Consider the following 12,711-nt stretch of genomic DNA (forward strand, 5'->3'; position numbering starts at 1 on the left):
AGGACGGATGGGGGTGTGCGCCCGCACGCAGCGGGCGAAACATGCGGAAGGAGCAGGGGAACCAGACCTGAAGCAGGAGGTTCTCATGGGCGAACTCACGATCAACCGGCGCCAGGCCGTACGAGCAGCAGCAGGAATGGCCGCCGGAGGGCTGCTCGTCACCGGGGCCGGCGTCGGGTCCGCATCGGCCACCGGCAGCAGCAACGGCCTGGTCGGCAGCTGGCTCGTCACCGTCAAGGACGAGAACGGCGACGAGGGCCTCGTCGTCGCGAGCTTCATCGACGGCGGCGTCATGATCAGCAACGACATCCGTCCGGCCGGCGGCGTCGGCACCGGGTCCTGGGAGGACAAGGGCGACGACAAGTTCAAGGGCACCTTCTGGGCCGGAAACCCCGCCGACGACACCTCGGTCAAGGTGGAGGTCTGGGGCAAGCTGAAGGACGACGAGATCTCCGGCCACTTCGAGTTCACGGCCTACGACTCCGACGGCGAGGAGGTCGCCTCGGGCAAGGGCACCTTCACCGGCGAACCCCTCGACGCCTGAGCGTCGAGCACCACACAGTCGATCCAACCACCTGAACGCGCAAGGAGATTCGCATGAGTGAGATCACCATCAACCGGCGGCAGGCCGTACGCGCCGCGGCAGGCGTCGCCGCCGGTGGCCTTCTCGTCACCGGGGCGGGCGTCAGCGCCGCGTCGGCCAACAGCAGCAGCAACGGCCTGGTCGGCAGCTGGCTGGTCCACTACGAGGACGAGAACGGCGACAAGGGCATCAGCGTCGCCAGCATCATCGACGGAGGCGTTTTCATCACCAACGACATCCGCCCAGCGGGCGGCGTCGGCACCGGCTCTTGGGAGGACAAGGGAGACGACAAGTTCAAGGCCACCTCGTGGATCGGCTATGCCGCTGAGGACACCTCGGCCAAGCTCGAGGTCTGGGGCAAGCTGAAGGACGACAAGGTCTCGGGCCGGTTCGAGGTCACCGTCTACGACTCCGACGGCAACGAGACCGACACGGTCAAGGGCACCTTCGAGGCCGAGCCGCTGGACGCCTGACGACGGTTACGGGAACCCCTCTGGCTGAGGACTGGAGCTGGCCTGCGTACATCCCGTACCGGGCCAGCGGTCCGAGCAGCTCACGCTCCTCGTAGGCGAAGTGCGAGAGCAGCCTGGCAGCAGCCGCCGAGCGTCCAGTCGTTCTGCCGCAACGACATCCGGTTGATGGCCGACCGCGCGTCACCGATGTCGCGCGCGTCGAGCACGTCCACCAGGTGCCGGCTCACCTGTCGCCCCGCTCGGTGTATGCCGTGCCCGGCACCTCGGGCGCGGACGGGCGCGCGGACTCGTCCCACGACCCCGACGCCACCGGGTCGGCGGTGGGTGGTGGCTGCAGGCCGTGACGCTCCGCCTCGACCAGCTCGCGCACCTCCGGCGCCACCTCCTCGCCGAACCGGCGCACCAGCCGCGGGTCGTCGCCGGCCAGGATGAACCCCGAGACGCCGTAGGCCAGGGCGAGCTCGGACAGGAAGCCTGGGTCCGCCTCTCGGGGTCCGATGTTGAGGAGTCGTCGCACCGCCGCCGGGTCGCGGCCCGCGGCGGTGGCGGCCTCGTCGAGCACGGCGTTGCCCGTGCCGATCGCCTCCACCCCGTCGAGGCGCGACAGGCTGGGCAGCCAGCCGTCCGCGCGCCGGCCCACCAGCCGGAGCATGCGAGGCTTGAGCGCCCCGACCCAGATGGGGATGTCGTGGGCCGGCGCGGGGCCCCGCTTGGCGCCCACCACGCGGTGGTGGCGCCCCTCGACCCGCACTCCCCCACGCGTCCCCGTGTCCCACACTGCGCGGATGACCTCGATCGCCTCCGCCAGCGCCTCCACCGCCTCGCCCGGGGTGTGCCGCGTTCCGCCCATGGCCTCGATGGCGTCCCAGAACGCACCGGCACCCAGGGCGAGGTCGACCCGGCCACCACTGAGCAGGTCGAGGCTCGCGGCTGCGCGGGCGAGCACCGCCGGCGGGCGCAGCGGAAGGTTGATGACGTTGGCGGACAGCCGGATTCGCGAGGTGCGGGCCGCGGCATACGACATCAAGGTCCAGGTGTCGAGGAACGCCGGCTGGTAGGGGTGGTCCTGGAACGTCGCGAGGTCGAGCCCCGCCTGCTCGCTGGCCTGCGCGAGCAGCACCGCCTGCTGCGGCTGCTCGGCGGTCGGCGTGATGAAGCTGCCGAACAGCAGGTCGTGTCCGTAGTCGCCCACGTGCTCACCTCCCTGTCGTCGTCCATCCGGGACGCTTGGGGTCCAACCACCCCTCGCCTCCACAGCATTCCCTCCATGGCCTGAGCAGGCGCGGTGAGGGACACCGCCCTAAAGGGTGGCCTGGCTCGCCAGCGACGGCTCGTCCTTCGCTGCCGGCGCCTACTACCCCATCGACGGCGGCTACCTGGCCCGTTAGCAGCTCCGCGTGCCACCCGTGGTGTCGGTGCCCTTCGACATGATGGGTGGCATGGACCGCACGAGGGCGCTCCGCCAGCGGCTGGCCACCCAGCGCCTCAGCTCGGCGCCGCTGCCCCGGGCCGCCGACGTCGTGCGGCTGCTCACCTGCGTGCAGTCGCAGGAGCGCGACCACGCGTTCTTCTCCCTCGCCCTGAGGTCGAGGGCTGGGACGTATGCCGCGGTGCGGGCGGAGTACGACAGCGGCGCCTTCCTGCGCACCCACCTCCTGCGGCCGACCTGGCACTTCGTGCTGCCCGAGGACCTGCGCTGGGTGCTGACGGCGACCTCGGAGCGGGTCATCAGGAGCATGGCCGGCCGGCACGCCCAGGTGGGGCTCGACGACCCGCGCCACGTGGCGCGGTCGCTCGACGCGCTCACCGACCTCCTGAGCGGCCGCCACTTCGCCACCCGCCCGGAGGTCACGACCGAGTTCGAGCGCCGGGGCGGCCTGCCCGCCAAGGGCGAGCAGCTCGGGCACCTGCTCCTGCTCGCCGAGCTGAGGGGACTGGTCTGCTCCGGCCCGATCCGCGGGGTGCACCACACCTACGCGCTCGTCGACGAGGTCGTGCCCCCGCAGGCCGAGGTGGACCGCGAGGAGGCGCTGGCCCGGCTGGCCCAGCGCTTCTTCGCCGGCCACGGCCCGGCCGCCGTCAAGGACTTCACCCGGTGGGCCACGCTGACCATCGCCGACGCGACCACCGCCATCGCGGCGGCCGGCGACACCCTGGAGCAGGTCGACGTCGACGGCGTCCCGCACTGGTTCGACCCCGCGGTGCCGCGCCGCACCACGGGCGGGCGCGCGGCATACCTCCTGCCCGTCTACGACGAGGTGGTGCTCACCTACCCGGCCACCGGCTTCCCGGCCCTGGACGGACACCCGAGCGCCGGCGGGGTCGACCCGTTCTGGGCGCCGGTGGTCGTCGACGGCACGGACGTCGGGCTGTGGAAGCGCACGGTCGGCAACGGCACCGTCGGCAACGGCACGGTCGCCGTCGAGACCCGGCTGGCGCCGGCGACCACCGCCGAGCAGCGCGCCCTGGTGCGGTCGGCGGCCGAGCGGCTGGCAGCCTTCCTCGAACGCGAGCTGGTCTACACCGAGGCCGAGGGGCGCCCGAAGCTGTGGCGGGAGGGCCGCGGCCTGCGCGCCGCGCGGTGAGCCCGGCCCCGGGGACTCACCGGTGGGAGAAGAAGAGCCGGATGGCCGTGCCAGGGCCGTGCGGTCGCACCACGGCGTCGTCGGCCAGCGTGCGGGCGATCCAGAGGCCGCGACCGCCCAGCTCCTCGGCCGGCGGTGGCACGTAGCCGGCGGTCGTCTGGTGCATGCCGGGGCCGTCGTCGCTGACCTCCCACACCATGGCCACCCCGTCGCGCCAGTGGCTTATCTCGGCGGCACCGGCGGCGCGCACGGAGTTGGACACCAGCTCGTTGACCGCCAGTAGCACGTCGTCCTGCAGCCCCTCTGGAGCCCAGCCGGACAGGGCCGACGAGACCAACGCGCGGGCCTGCGCGGCTGCCGTGACCGTGTGGCGCTCCCGGCGCTGGGGCGCCGGGCCCCACGACGGCTCGACCTTGCGCAGGAACTCCTCGGTCGGGACGTAGGACGGGGAGGCCACGGCCTGCGTGCCGTCCCACACCAGCGGGTGCACGCACAGCCCCTCCTCCAGCAGCGACGGGGGGACGCTGCGGCGGTCGTGCAGGCACAGGATCTGGCAGGGCTGGTCGGCGAACACCTCGTTGACCACCGCGTCGTAGCGGCTCCAGACCGCGCCCCACGGGTGGGCCATCCAGGTGGGCTCGGCCACCACGCGGCACGGCCGGCCGGCCTCGAGGAGGGGCCGCAGGACGTCGCGGTACCACCCCATGGTCTGCGACCCGCCGACCCACACGTCGTCGGCGTTGACGAAGAGCGCGAAGTCCTTGACGCCCGCACCGAAGTGGTCCAGCAGCACCGACCTCGTCCGGGTCCCGGCGACCACGAGCACCGGGTGGCCCGCCTGGAGCCCGGCCTCCACGAAGGGCAGGAGCCGGTCGCGCAGCTCGTCGTCGCCGGCATACGGCAGCAGCGCGTGGGCAAGCCGGTCGCCGGGCCAGGCAGAGGCGCTCGTGGCCGCCGTCATCGCGCACCCGCCCCCTTCGTGCCTACCTGCTCCCCGTGCTGTGAGCGCCCCCCGGGCAGCGCCTTCGACGGAGTCTAGGTGGTACTGCGACAGATGTCCTCGTCCGATGTGCGCGAAATGTGTCGTTGGCGACCTGCACCGAGTCGGGCTCGGCAATTGTCCGGACCTTTGTGCTACCGTCGGAGCGACACACCCCCTGGGGTATCCCCGACACGGAAGAGCACCATGACCGTCCTCGTCGTCCTCCTCGCCGTCCTCGTCGGCATCTCGCTCGGCCTCCTCGGCGGCGGTGGCTCGATCCTCACCCTCCCGATCCTCGTCTACATCGCCGGCATGGAGACCAAGGAGGCCATCGCCACCTCCCTGCTCGTCGTCGGTGTCACCAGCGCCGTCGCAGCCGTCTCGCACGCACGCGCCGGCCGGGTCCAGTGGCGCACGGGCCTGCTCTTCGGCGCGGCCGGCATGGCCGGCGCGTATGCCGGCGGGCGGCTCGCCGAGTTCATCCCCGGCGGCGTCCTGCTCGGCGGCTTCGCACTCATGATGATCGCCACGGCCGTCGCCATGCTGCGCGGTCGCCGCGGCGGCGAGAAGCTCGGCGTCCAAGACACCATGCCCGTCGGCAAGGTCCTCCTCGAGGGCGTGGTCGTCGGCCTCGTCACCGGCATCGTGGGCGCTGGCGGCGGCTTCCTCGTCGTGCCCGCCCTGACCCTGCTCGGCGGCCTCAGCATGCCGGTGGCCGTGGGCACCTCGCTGCTCGTGATCGCCATGAAGTCCGCCGCCGGGCTCGCCGGCTACCTGTCCTCGGTCGAGCTCGACTGGGGCCTGGCCGCCATGGTCACCGCCGCTGCGGTGGTGGGCAGCCTCATCGGCGGCCGGATGACGAGCATGATCAAGCCCGAGCAGCTGCGCAAGGCCTTCGGCTGGTTCGTCCTCGCGATGGCGGCGTTCATCCTCGTCCAGGAGCTCCCCGAGAGCTTCTGGGAGCCGCTGCCCGTCATCGGCAAGGTCGGTATCGCCGCCGGCGCTGCGGCCCTCGTCCTCGGTCTCGGCCTCGCCGGACAGCGGCTCGGCCGGCGCGTCGAGGCAGAGGAGCCGGCCGAGCTCCCCGCCGGCCGCTGACGACCACAGGCGCCAGAGGAGGGACGATGGGCAGGATGCACACTGCACAGCTCGACCGCGCGAGCGGCGTCCCCCTCTGGCGCCAGCTGCACCAGGACCTCCTGCGCCGGCTGGCCGCCGGGGACTTCGAGCTCGGCTTCCCCGGCGAGGTCGAGCTGCAGCGGGAGTACTCCGTCTCACGCCACACCGTCCGGGAGGCGCTGCGCCGGATCCGGGAGGCAGGACTGGTGGAGTCCGGGCGCGGCCGCAGCCCGAGGGTGCGCACCACGGCCATCGAGCAGCCGCTCGGCGGCCTCTACTCGCTCTTCCGGCAGGTCGAGGCCCAGGGCCTCGAGCAGCGCAGCGAGGTGCTGACCCTCGAGCTCACCACCGACCCGGAGGTCGCAGCGCGCCTCGAGCGCTCCGCCGACGAGCAGCTCGTCCACCTCGAGCGGGTCCGGCTCGCCGACGGGGAGCCGCTCGCCCACGACGAGGTGTGGCTCCCCGCATCCGTGGCCGGCGGGCTCCTCGAGGTCGACTTCACCCGGGCCGGCCTGTACGACGAGCTGGCCCGGGTCGCCGGCACCCGGCCGACCGGCGGGTGGGAGCGCATCACCGCCGTCGCGGCCGGACGCCTCGGCGCGCTCCTCGGCGTCGACGAGGGGGCGCCCTGCTTCGCCATCGAGCGAGTGGGCCAGGTCGAGGACGAGCCCCCGCTGGAGTACCGCCGCTCCCTCGTCCGCGGGGACCGCTACGCCCTGCTGACCTCCTGGACGCCGCGGGGCTACCGGCTCGGCGCGCGCGACCTCTAGGCGGGCCCCACCTACCAGCGGGCCGGCAACCATCTCTGCCGGCGACTGCGTCACTGATCCGTCCGGCGGATCAGTGACGCAGTCGCGCGTCAGCGCACGACCTCCCGGTGGGAGGCGTCGACCCGTCTCGTCCAGCCACGGCCGTCGAGGTGCTCGAGCAGCGGCACGGCCACCCGCCTCGTCGTGCCGAGCGCCTGGCGCGCCTCGCTGAGGGTGAAGGGCTGGGGCAGCCCGGCCAGCACCCGCATCGCCCGTGCCGGCCCGGAGGGCAGCAGCAGCACGTCGTCCGGCAGGCGCAGCAGCCGACCGGCGCGCACCGCCGCCGCGACCTGCCGCGGCCCGAGGCCCGCCGCCTCGAGGTCCGGACGCTCCGGGGCCGCGAACGGGTCGGCGGAGAGCCGCTCCTCGATGCGCCGAAGCCCCTCCTCCGCCCCACCCAGCGAGGCCGACACCCCGGGGATCCCCACCCGCCCCGCCTCGACCTGCAGGCCGGCCTCCACCGCGAGGGGTCCGACCAGGGCGCGGTCCGGGACCTGCACGACCTCGCGGGCAGCCTCGACGGTCAGGGTCGGCTCGAGGGGGTCCCGCCGCACCTGTGCCTCCACCGCCGTCCGCAGGGCCCGCGCCCAGCCCTGCCACGTGCGCCGATCGACGAGCCAGTCACCCTCTCGCACAACGGATTCCGGCAGTTCGGCGCCGTCTCCGGGCACGGCCAGGCCCAGGCTCCCCGCCGCCGGCACCGCCATCGCGCCTCGCCGGGCCACCTCGCGGGCGAGATCGAGCTCTCCGGTCGCCGCGGCCAGCTCCTCACCCCGGCGTGCGCCGGCTCCGCGCCGGGCCAGCGGTGGCGGGTCGGCGTCGACCACCAGAACCCCTGCCACCACCCGCTGGGCGCCGGGGTCTCGCAGGATGGCGCGGTCACCGGCCCGCAGCGGCAGTGCCACCGGCAGCGTCAGCCGGGCGGCATCCCCTGCCAGCGGTCGCACGCGCACCTCGTGGGCGGCCGTGCCGACGTGGAGCATCGCCCTGGCCGGCAGGTCACGCGGGTCGGTGCCCAGCCTGACGTCGACGACCGCCGTGGTCGGCCAGGCGCCGGACGCGACGAGCACCGAACCGCGGGCGACCTCTTCGGTGCCGACGCCGCGCAGGTTCACCGCCACGCGCGCCACCGGGGCGACGGACTCGCGCGGCCGCTCGAGGGACTGCAGGCCGCGGACCCGCACATTCCGGCCGTCGACCTCGAGCTCGTTGCCCACCCGGATGGTGCCCTCACCCAGGGTGCCCGTGACGACGGTGCCGCTGCCCTTGATGGTGAAGGCACGGTCGACCCACAGCCGCACCCGCGCGGTCGGGTCGGGAGCGGGCAGGGAGGCGACGAGGCGGTCGAGGGCTGCGCGCAGCTGCGGCATACCCTCGCCGGTGCGCGCGGAGACGGCGACCGCCTCACAGTGCCCCAGGCTGGAGGCCGCGAGCCGCTCACGCGCGTCGGCCAGCGTCGCGGCAGGGTCGGCGAGGTCGCTGCGCGTCACCACCAGCAGCCCGTGGCGCAGGCCGAGGGCGTCGACCGCAGCCAGGTGCTCGCCCGACTGCTGCCGCCACCCCTCGTCGGCGGCGACGACGAAGACGACGGCGGGGGCCGGGCCGAGCCCGGCGAGCATGTTGCCGATGAACCGCTGGTGGCCCGGCACGTCGACGAAGGCGACCTGCTCGCCGGACGGCAGCGTGGTCCAGGCGTAGCCCAGGTCAATGGTCAGGCCGCGCCGGTGCTCCTCCTCCCACCGGTCGGGCTCGATGCCGGTGAGCGCGCGCACCAGCGCCGACTTGCCGTGGTCGACGTGCCCGGCCGTGGCGAGGACGTGCACGCCTCAGCCCCTCGTGCCACCGGCAGCAAGGGCAGCACGGACCGCCCGGAGCACGTCCACGTCGGACTCACTCGGGACGCACCGCAGGTCGAGGAGGCAGCGGCCACGCTCGACCCGAGCCACCACACCGGGCTCGCCTCGACGCAGCAGCTCGGCACACCAGTCGGGCAGCTCGACGGCGCAGCCGGGCAGCTCCAGCCCGGGCGCTCCCCCGCCCCCAACGGCCCCGGCCGCCTCGACGACGTCACGGCCGAGCTCGCGGGCGAGCGCCTCGGTGCGCCGGCGCACCTCGCTCGCGTCGGCATGCAGGTATGCCGTGACCGGCGGCCGCGGCCCGCGCACCGTCGCCTCCAGCGCGGCGAGCGTGAGCTTGTCGACCCGCAGCGCCCGAGCCAGCGGGTGACGCCGCAGCCGCTCCACGGCCTCGGCGTGCCCGAGGACCAACCCGGCCTGCGGACCGCCGAGCAGCTTGTCACCGCTCGCGGTGACCACCGTGGCCCCGCGGCGCAGCGACGTCGTGGCGTCGGGCTCGGCGGGCAGCAGCGGGTCGGGCTGGAGCAGGCCGCTGCCGATGTCCATGACGACGGGGACGCCGAGTCCGGACAGCTCCTCGAGCGATGCCTCGGACGTGAACCCCTCGACCCGGAAGTTGCTGGGGTGCACCTTGAGGATGCAGCCGGTGTCGGGCCCGAGCGCCTCGGCGTAGTCGCGCACGGTCGTGCGGTTGGTGGTGCCCACCTCGCGCAGGCGGGCCCCGGTGGAGGCGATGAGGTCGGGCAGCCGGAACCCGTCGCCGATCTCGACCATCTCGCCGCGGCTGACGACGACCTCACGGCCGGCCGCGAGCGCCGTGGTCGCCAGCACGAGCGCCGCTGCCCCGTTGTTGACCACGAGGGCGCCACCCGCGTCGGGGACGGCCTCGAGGAGGGCGGCCAGCGTCCCCCGGCCCCGCCGGGCCCGGGCTCCCGTCGCCACGTCGAACTCGACGTCGACGTAGCCCGCGGCCGCGGCCATGGCGTCGATCGCCGCCTGGGACAACGGCGCCCGGCCGATGTTGGTGTGGACCACGACCCCGGTGGCGTTGAGCAGGGGGCGCAGGGTGGTGGCCCGGGCCGGCAGGGCCGCCTCGGCGGCCGCAGCGACGTCCTCCGGCGCGATCGCCCCGGCTCGGGCCTGCTCCTGGGCAGCCGTGATCGCGCCCTTCACCGCGGCCTCACCGTGGCGGTGGGCCGCCTCCACGAAGGCCGGCAGGGCCAGCAGCGCGTCGGTGCGCGGGATGCGCCGGCGTGGGTCGGACTGCGACATCGGCCACTCACCTCCGGGCACCGGCATGGACGGTTGGCGGAGGTGGACGGGAATCGAACCCGCCAGGCCGAGATGCTCGGCCTCACCGGTTTTGAAGACCGGGGGGACCACCAGGAACCCAGACACCTCCGCGGCACACCGTAACCGACTCCCCCGTGCCCGCACCTTCATCGGGTGACCCGATAAACGGCAGCGGGGTGGGGAGGTATGCCGCGTGCCAACGGCGGGCACGCGGCATACAGTCACGGCGTGGGCACCATGAGCAGTGGACAGGGCAACGGGCACCGGCTGACGCAGTTCGCGCACGGGGGCGGGTGCGCGTGCAAGATCCCCCCGGGTGAGCTCGAGGACATGGTGCGCGGCCTGCTCGGCACCAGCCACCCCGACCTCGTCGTCGGTCTCGACGACGGCGACGACGCCGCTGCGGTGCGCATCGAGGGCGGCCTGGCCGTGCTCGCCACTGCCGACTTCTTCACCCCGGTGGTCGACGACGCCTACGACTGGGGGCGCATCGCCGCGGCCAACGCCCTCTCCGACATCTACGCCATGGGCGGGCGTCCCGTCGTCGCGGTCAACCTGCTCGGCTGGCCGCGCGACGTCCTGCCCCGCGAGCTCGCGCAGGAGGTGCTGCGCGGCGGGCTCGACGTCGCACGCGAGGCCGGGTGCCCGGTGGCCGGCGGCCACAGCGTCGACGACCCCGAACCCAAGTACGGCATGGCGGTCACCGGCCTCGCCGACCCGGAGCGCCTCCTGCGCAACGACGCCGCGACCGCCGGGCTGCCGATCAGCCTGACCAAGCCGCTCGGCGTGGGCGTGCTGAACAACCGGCACAAGGCCACCGGCGAGGTCTTCGAGCACGCGGTCGCCTCCATGGCGCGGCTCAACGCCGAGGCCTCGCAGGCGGCCCTCGCTGCCGGGATCACGGCGGCGACGGACGTGACCGGGTTCGGACTGCTGGGCCACCTGTTCAAGATGGCGCGGGCCTCCGGGGTGACCGCTGTCGTCGACGCCGCGGCCGTTCCCTACCTCGAAGGAGCGCGGGCGTCGCTGGCGGAGGGCTTCGTCCCCGGCGGCAGCAAGCGCAACCTCGACTGGGTGCGACCCCACCTCGAGGCCGAGGTCGACGACGACGAGCTGGTCCTGCTCGCCGACGCGCAGACCAGCGGCGGCCTCCTGCTCGCCGGAGAGGTTCCCGGCGCCCCCGTCATCGGGGAGCTCGTCCCGTTCGACGGGGTGGCCGTCCGGGTCCGGTGACGGCGTGCCATGAGCGGCGTCGACCGGATCCTCGAACGGGCCCGCGCAGGCCTGCACCGACTCACGCCCGCCGAGGTGCTGGCCGCCCAGGCCGCCGGCGCCCTGCTCGTCGACACCCGCCCGGAGTCCCAGCGCCTGCACCAGGGCGAGCTGCCCGGCGCGCTCGTCGTCGAGCGCACCGTGCTCGAGTGGCGCCTGGACCCCGAGGGAGCGTGGCGGGTGCCCGAGCTGACGGGGCCCGACCAGGTGGTCGTCGTCGTGTGCAGCCAGGGTTTCAGCTCGAGCCTGGCCGCCGCCTCGCTGCAGGCGGTCGGCCTGCCCAACGCCACCGACATGATCGGTGGCGTCGAGGCCTGGACGGCGGCCGGCCTCCCCCTGCTCAGGGGCGACCGGCCCCCTCGGCGGCCTCCCGCCGGCCGGCCTCCCGCTGACCGTCCTCCCGCTGACCGTCCGACGGCGCCGCCGGACCGAGCGGGGCCGGCCGCTTCGTGATGAGCGGCAGCGCCAGGGCGGCGAGGGCGATGACGCCGATGACGGTGAAGCCCAGCGTGTAGGCCTTCTCCTCGCCGATCAGCGACGCGATCAGCAGCGGCCCGATGATGCCTCCGAGGCTCCAGCCGATGAGCATCAGGCCGTAGATCGCGCCGGCGTTGGTGACCCCGAAGAACTTGCCTGCCGTCGACGGCATGGTGCCGAAGCCGCCGCCGTAACAGGTGTAGATCAGCGCGGCGAGCACGGCGAACAGGGCGGCGTTGCCGGCGTGCGGGATGAGGATCAGGCAGACGCCCTGGATGCCGAGGATGCCCATGAACGCCGGCATCTTGCCGATCTTGTCGGAGAGCCAGCCCCACAGGATCCGGCCGGCGCCGTTGAAGATGGACAGGACGCCGACGAGGCTGGCGGCCCCCAGCGTGGAGTAGCCGGCGATGTCGACGGCGCTGCCGGCAGCAACCGCGATGAGCGAGATGCCGGCGGTGACGCTGAGCGTGAGGATCGCCGTCAGCAGGTACCACTGCGGGGTGCGCAGCGCCTCCTGCTGGGTGTAGTCGCGGCCGGCCCCGGCCACCTTCGTGGCCTGCCCCGAGGCGGCGGCCGGCGCGGCCATGCCGGGCGGGAGGTAGCCCTTGGGCGGGTTCTGGAAGAAGACCGCCCCGGCGAGGATGGCCACGAGGTAGCCGATGCCCAGCGGCAGGAACGCCTTCGTCGGCAGGTCAGGGGTGTTGTCGATGAGCTGCTGGCCCAGCGGGGCGGTGATGACCGCGCCGAAGCCGAAACCGGCGACCGCGATGCCGGTGATGAGGCCGGGCTTGTCCGGGAACCACTTCTGCAGCATGGCGATCGGCACGATGTAGACCATGCCGAGGCCGAACCCGCCGAGGACGCCGTAGCCGAGCACGAGGAGCCAGAAGCGGTCGGCGTCGGCGAACGAGGCGAGGATGACGCCGATGCTGTAGATCACGCCACCGACCAGCGCCACCATCCGTGGCCCCCTGCGGTCCTGGATCCGCCCGCCGATGTAGCTGCCCACGAAGATCATCCCGATGACGACCGTGAAGGGCACCGCGGACTGCGCCTTGCTCCAGCCGAAACCATCCTCACTCTGCATCGCCTTGGCGAAGACGCTCCAGGCGTAGACAGCCCCGATGGCGAGCTGCACCAGGACGGCTGCGACGAGGATGACCCACCGGTTGGGCGTTCCCCCACCTGCGGTCTCCCGCGCGGACGCTGTTGCGGCACTGGGCCTCTCACTCACGGCATACCTCCCTGGACGTCCGGTG

Annotated in this window: 13 protein-coding genes and 1 tRNA gene; 7 read left to right on the plus strand and 7 right to left on the minus strand. The window is 73.7% G+C overall.

The annotated features are described in order from the left end of the window. The first annotated feature begins 85 nt into the window (after positions 1–85). Positions 86–544 carry a hypothetical protein gene (locus P0Y31_RS09630; protein ID WP_275868666.1) on the plus strand — a complete coding sequence of 153 codons (459 nt, stop codon included), beginning with the start codon at positions 86–88 and terminating at the stop codon, positions 542–544. A gap of 53 nt (positions 545–597) precedes the next feature. Then, positions 598–1,056 carry a hypothetical protein gene (locus tag P0Y31_RS09635; protein WP_275868668.1) on the plus strand — a complete coding sequence of 153 codons (459 nt, stop codon included), beginning with the start codon at positions 598–600 and terminating at the stop codon, positions 1,054–1,056. Between the two features lie 80 nt (positions 1,057–1,136). Here the strand turns inward: P0Y31_RS09635 and P0Y31_RS09640 are convergent, their stop codons facing one another. After that, positions 1,137–1,283, minus strand: coding sequence for a hypothetical protein (locus P0Y31_RS09640; RefSeq protein WP_275868670.1), 147 nt, complete (start codon positions 1,281–1,283; stop codon positions 1,137–1,139). Continuing rightward, positions 1,280–2,248, minus strand: a complete 969-nt coding sequence (locus tag P0Y31_RS09645; RefSeq protein WP_345803626.1) for an LLM class flavin-dependent oxidoreductase — start codon at positions 2,246–2,248, stop codon at positions 1,280–1,282. The genes P0Y31_RS09640 and P0Y31_RS09645 overlap by 4 nt, the downstream gene beginning before the upstream one ends. Before the next feature lie 247 nt (positions 2,249–2,495). Between P0Y31_RS09645 and P0Y31_RS09650 the strand changes: the two genes are divergently transcribed. Continuing rightward, entirely contained in the window at positions 2,496–3,641 is a 1,146-nt protein-coding gene (locus P0Y31_RS09650) for a crosslink repair DNA glycosylase YcaQ family protein (RefSeq protein ID WP_275868672.1), read from the plus strand. 16 nt (positions 3,642–3,657) lie between these two features. On the opposite strand, the gene P0Y31_RS09655 is transcribed toward P0Y31_RS09650, so the two are convergent. Then, positions 3,658–4,602 carry an MEDS domain-containing protein gene (locus P0Y31_RS09655; RefSeq protein ID WP_275868674.1) on the minus strand — a complete coding sequence of 315 codons (945 nt, stop codon included), beginning with the start codon at positions 4,600–4,602 and terminating at the stop codon, positions 3,658–3,660. Positions 4,603–4,827: 225 nt separating this feature from the next. Between P0Y31_RS09655 and P0Y31_RS09660 the strand changes: the two genes are divergently transcribed. Both P0Y31_RS09660 and P0Y31_RS09665 read left to right on the plus strand, forming a co-directional pair. Further along, positions 4,828–5,721: a sulfite exporter TauE/SafE family protein gene (locus tag P0Y31_RS09660; protein WP_275868676.1), complete on the plus strand. Its 894-nt coding sequence runs from the start codon at positions 4,828–4,830 to the stop codon at positions 5,719–5,721. Between the two features lie 35 nt (positions 5,722–5,756). Next, positions 5,757–6,512 carry a GntR family transcriptional regulator gene (locus P0Y31_RS09665; RefSeq protein WP_275868678.1) on the plus strand — a complete coding sequence of 252 codons (756 nt, stop codon included), beginning with the start codon at positions 5,757–5,759 and terminating at the stop codon, positions 6,510–6,512. An 89-nt stretch (positions 6,513–6,601) separates the two neighbouring features. On the opposite strand, the gene selB is transcribed toward P0Y31_RS09665, so the two are convergent. The 3 genes from selB to P0Y31_RS09680 form a co-directional block, all read right to left on the minus strand. Beyond that, positions 6,602–8,374 (minus strand): selenocysteine-specific translation elongation factor, encoded by a 1,773-nt coding sequence (gene selB, locus P0Y31_RS09670; RefSeq protein WP_275868680.1) that lies wholly within the window; start codon positions 8,372–8,374, stop codon positions 6,602–6,604. A 3-nt stretch (positions 8,375–8,377) separates the two neighbouring features. Continuing rightward, complete coding sequence (gene selA, locus P0Y31_RS09675; RefSeq protein ID WP_275868682.1) at positions 8,378–9,679, minus strand: L-seryl-tRNA(Sec) selenium transferase; 1,302 nt, start codon at positions 9,677–9,679, stop codon at positions 8,378–8,380. 34 nt (positions 9,680–9,713) lie between these two features. Then, a tRNA-Sec gene (locus P0Y31_RS09680) sits at positions 9,714–9,809 on the minus strand. A 128-nt stretch (positions 9,810–9,937) separates the two neighbouring features. Here P0Y31_RS09680 and selD point away from each other — a divergent pair. Beyond that, positions 9,938–10,933: a selenide, water dikinase SelD gene (selD, locus tag P0Y31_RS09685; RefSeq protein ID WP_275868949.1), complete on the plus strand. Its 996-nt coding sequence runs from the start codon at positions 9,938–9,940 to the stop codon at positions 10,931–10,933. A gap of 9 nt (positions 10,934–10,942) precedes the next feature. After that, positions 10,943–11,425, plus strand: a complete 483-nt coding sequence (locus P0Y31_RS09690) for a rhodanese-like domain-containing protein (protein WP_275868683.1) — start codon at positions 10,943–10,945, stop codon at positions 11,423–11,425. Here P0Y31_RS09690 and P0Y31_RS09695 read toward each other — a convergent pair. Further along, positions 11,313–12,686: an OFA family MFS transporter gene (locus P0Y31_RS09695; protein ID WP_275868685.1), complete on the minus strand. Its 1,374-nt coding sequence runs from the start codon at positions 12,684–12,686 to the stop codon at positions 11,313–11,315. The two genes, P0Y31_RS09690 and P0Y31_RS09695, sit on opposite strands and share 113 nt — an antisense overlap. Between the last annotated feature and the right edge of the window lie 25 nt (positions 12,687–12,711).

Origin of the sequence: Knoellia sp. 3-2P3, assembly GCF_029223115.1 — a bacterium.
Taxonomy (GTDB): Bacteria; Actinomycetota; Actinomycetes; order Actinomycetales; family Dermatophilaceae; genus Pedococcus_A.

What these genes read in the sequence shown, in the direction of transcription:
- P0Y31_RS09630 (WP_275868666.1), top strand. Translation starts at nt 86, where the DNA reads ATGGGCGAACTCACGATCAACCGGCGCCAGGCCGTACGAGCAGCAGCA.
- P0Y31_RS09635 (WP_275868668.1), top strand. Translation starts at nt 598, where the DNA reads ATGAGTGAGATCACCATCAACCGGCGGCAGGCCGTACGCGCCGCGGCA.
- P0Y31_RS09650 (WP_275868672.1), top strand. Translation starts at nt 2,496, where the DNA reads ATGGACCGCACGAGGGCGCTCCGCCAGCGGCTGGCCACCCAGCGCCTC.
- P0Y31_RS09655 (WP_275868674.1), bottom strand. Translation starts at nt 4,602, where the DNA reads ATGACGGCGGCCACGAGCGCCTCTGCCTGGCCCGGCGACCGGCTTGCC.
- P0Y31_RS09660 (WP_275868676.1), top strand. Translation starts at nt 4,828, where the DNA reads ATGACCGTCCTCGTCGTCCTCCTCGCCGTCCTCGTCGGCATCTCGCTC.
- P0Y31_RS09665 (WP_275868678.1), top strand. Translation starts at nt 5,757, where the DNA reads ATGCACACTGCACAGCTCGACCGCGCGAGCGGCGTCCCCCTCTGGCGC.
- selA (WP_275868682.1), bottom strand. Translation starts at nt 9,679, where the DNA reads ATGTCGCAGTCCGACCCACGCCGGCGCATCCCGCGCACCGACGCGCTG.
- selD (WP_275868949.1), top strand. Translation starts at nt 9,938, where the DNA reads ATGAGCAGTGGACAGGGCAACGGGCACCGGCTGACGCAGTTCGCGCAC.
- P0Y31_RS09690 (WP_275868683.1), top strand. Translation starts at nt 10,943, where the DNA reads ATGAGCGGCGTCGACCGGATCCTCGAACGGGCCCGCGCAGGCCTGCAC.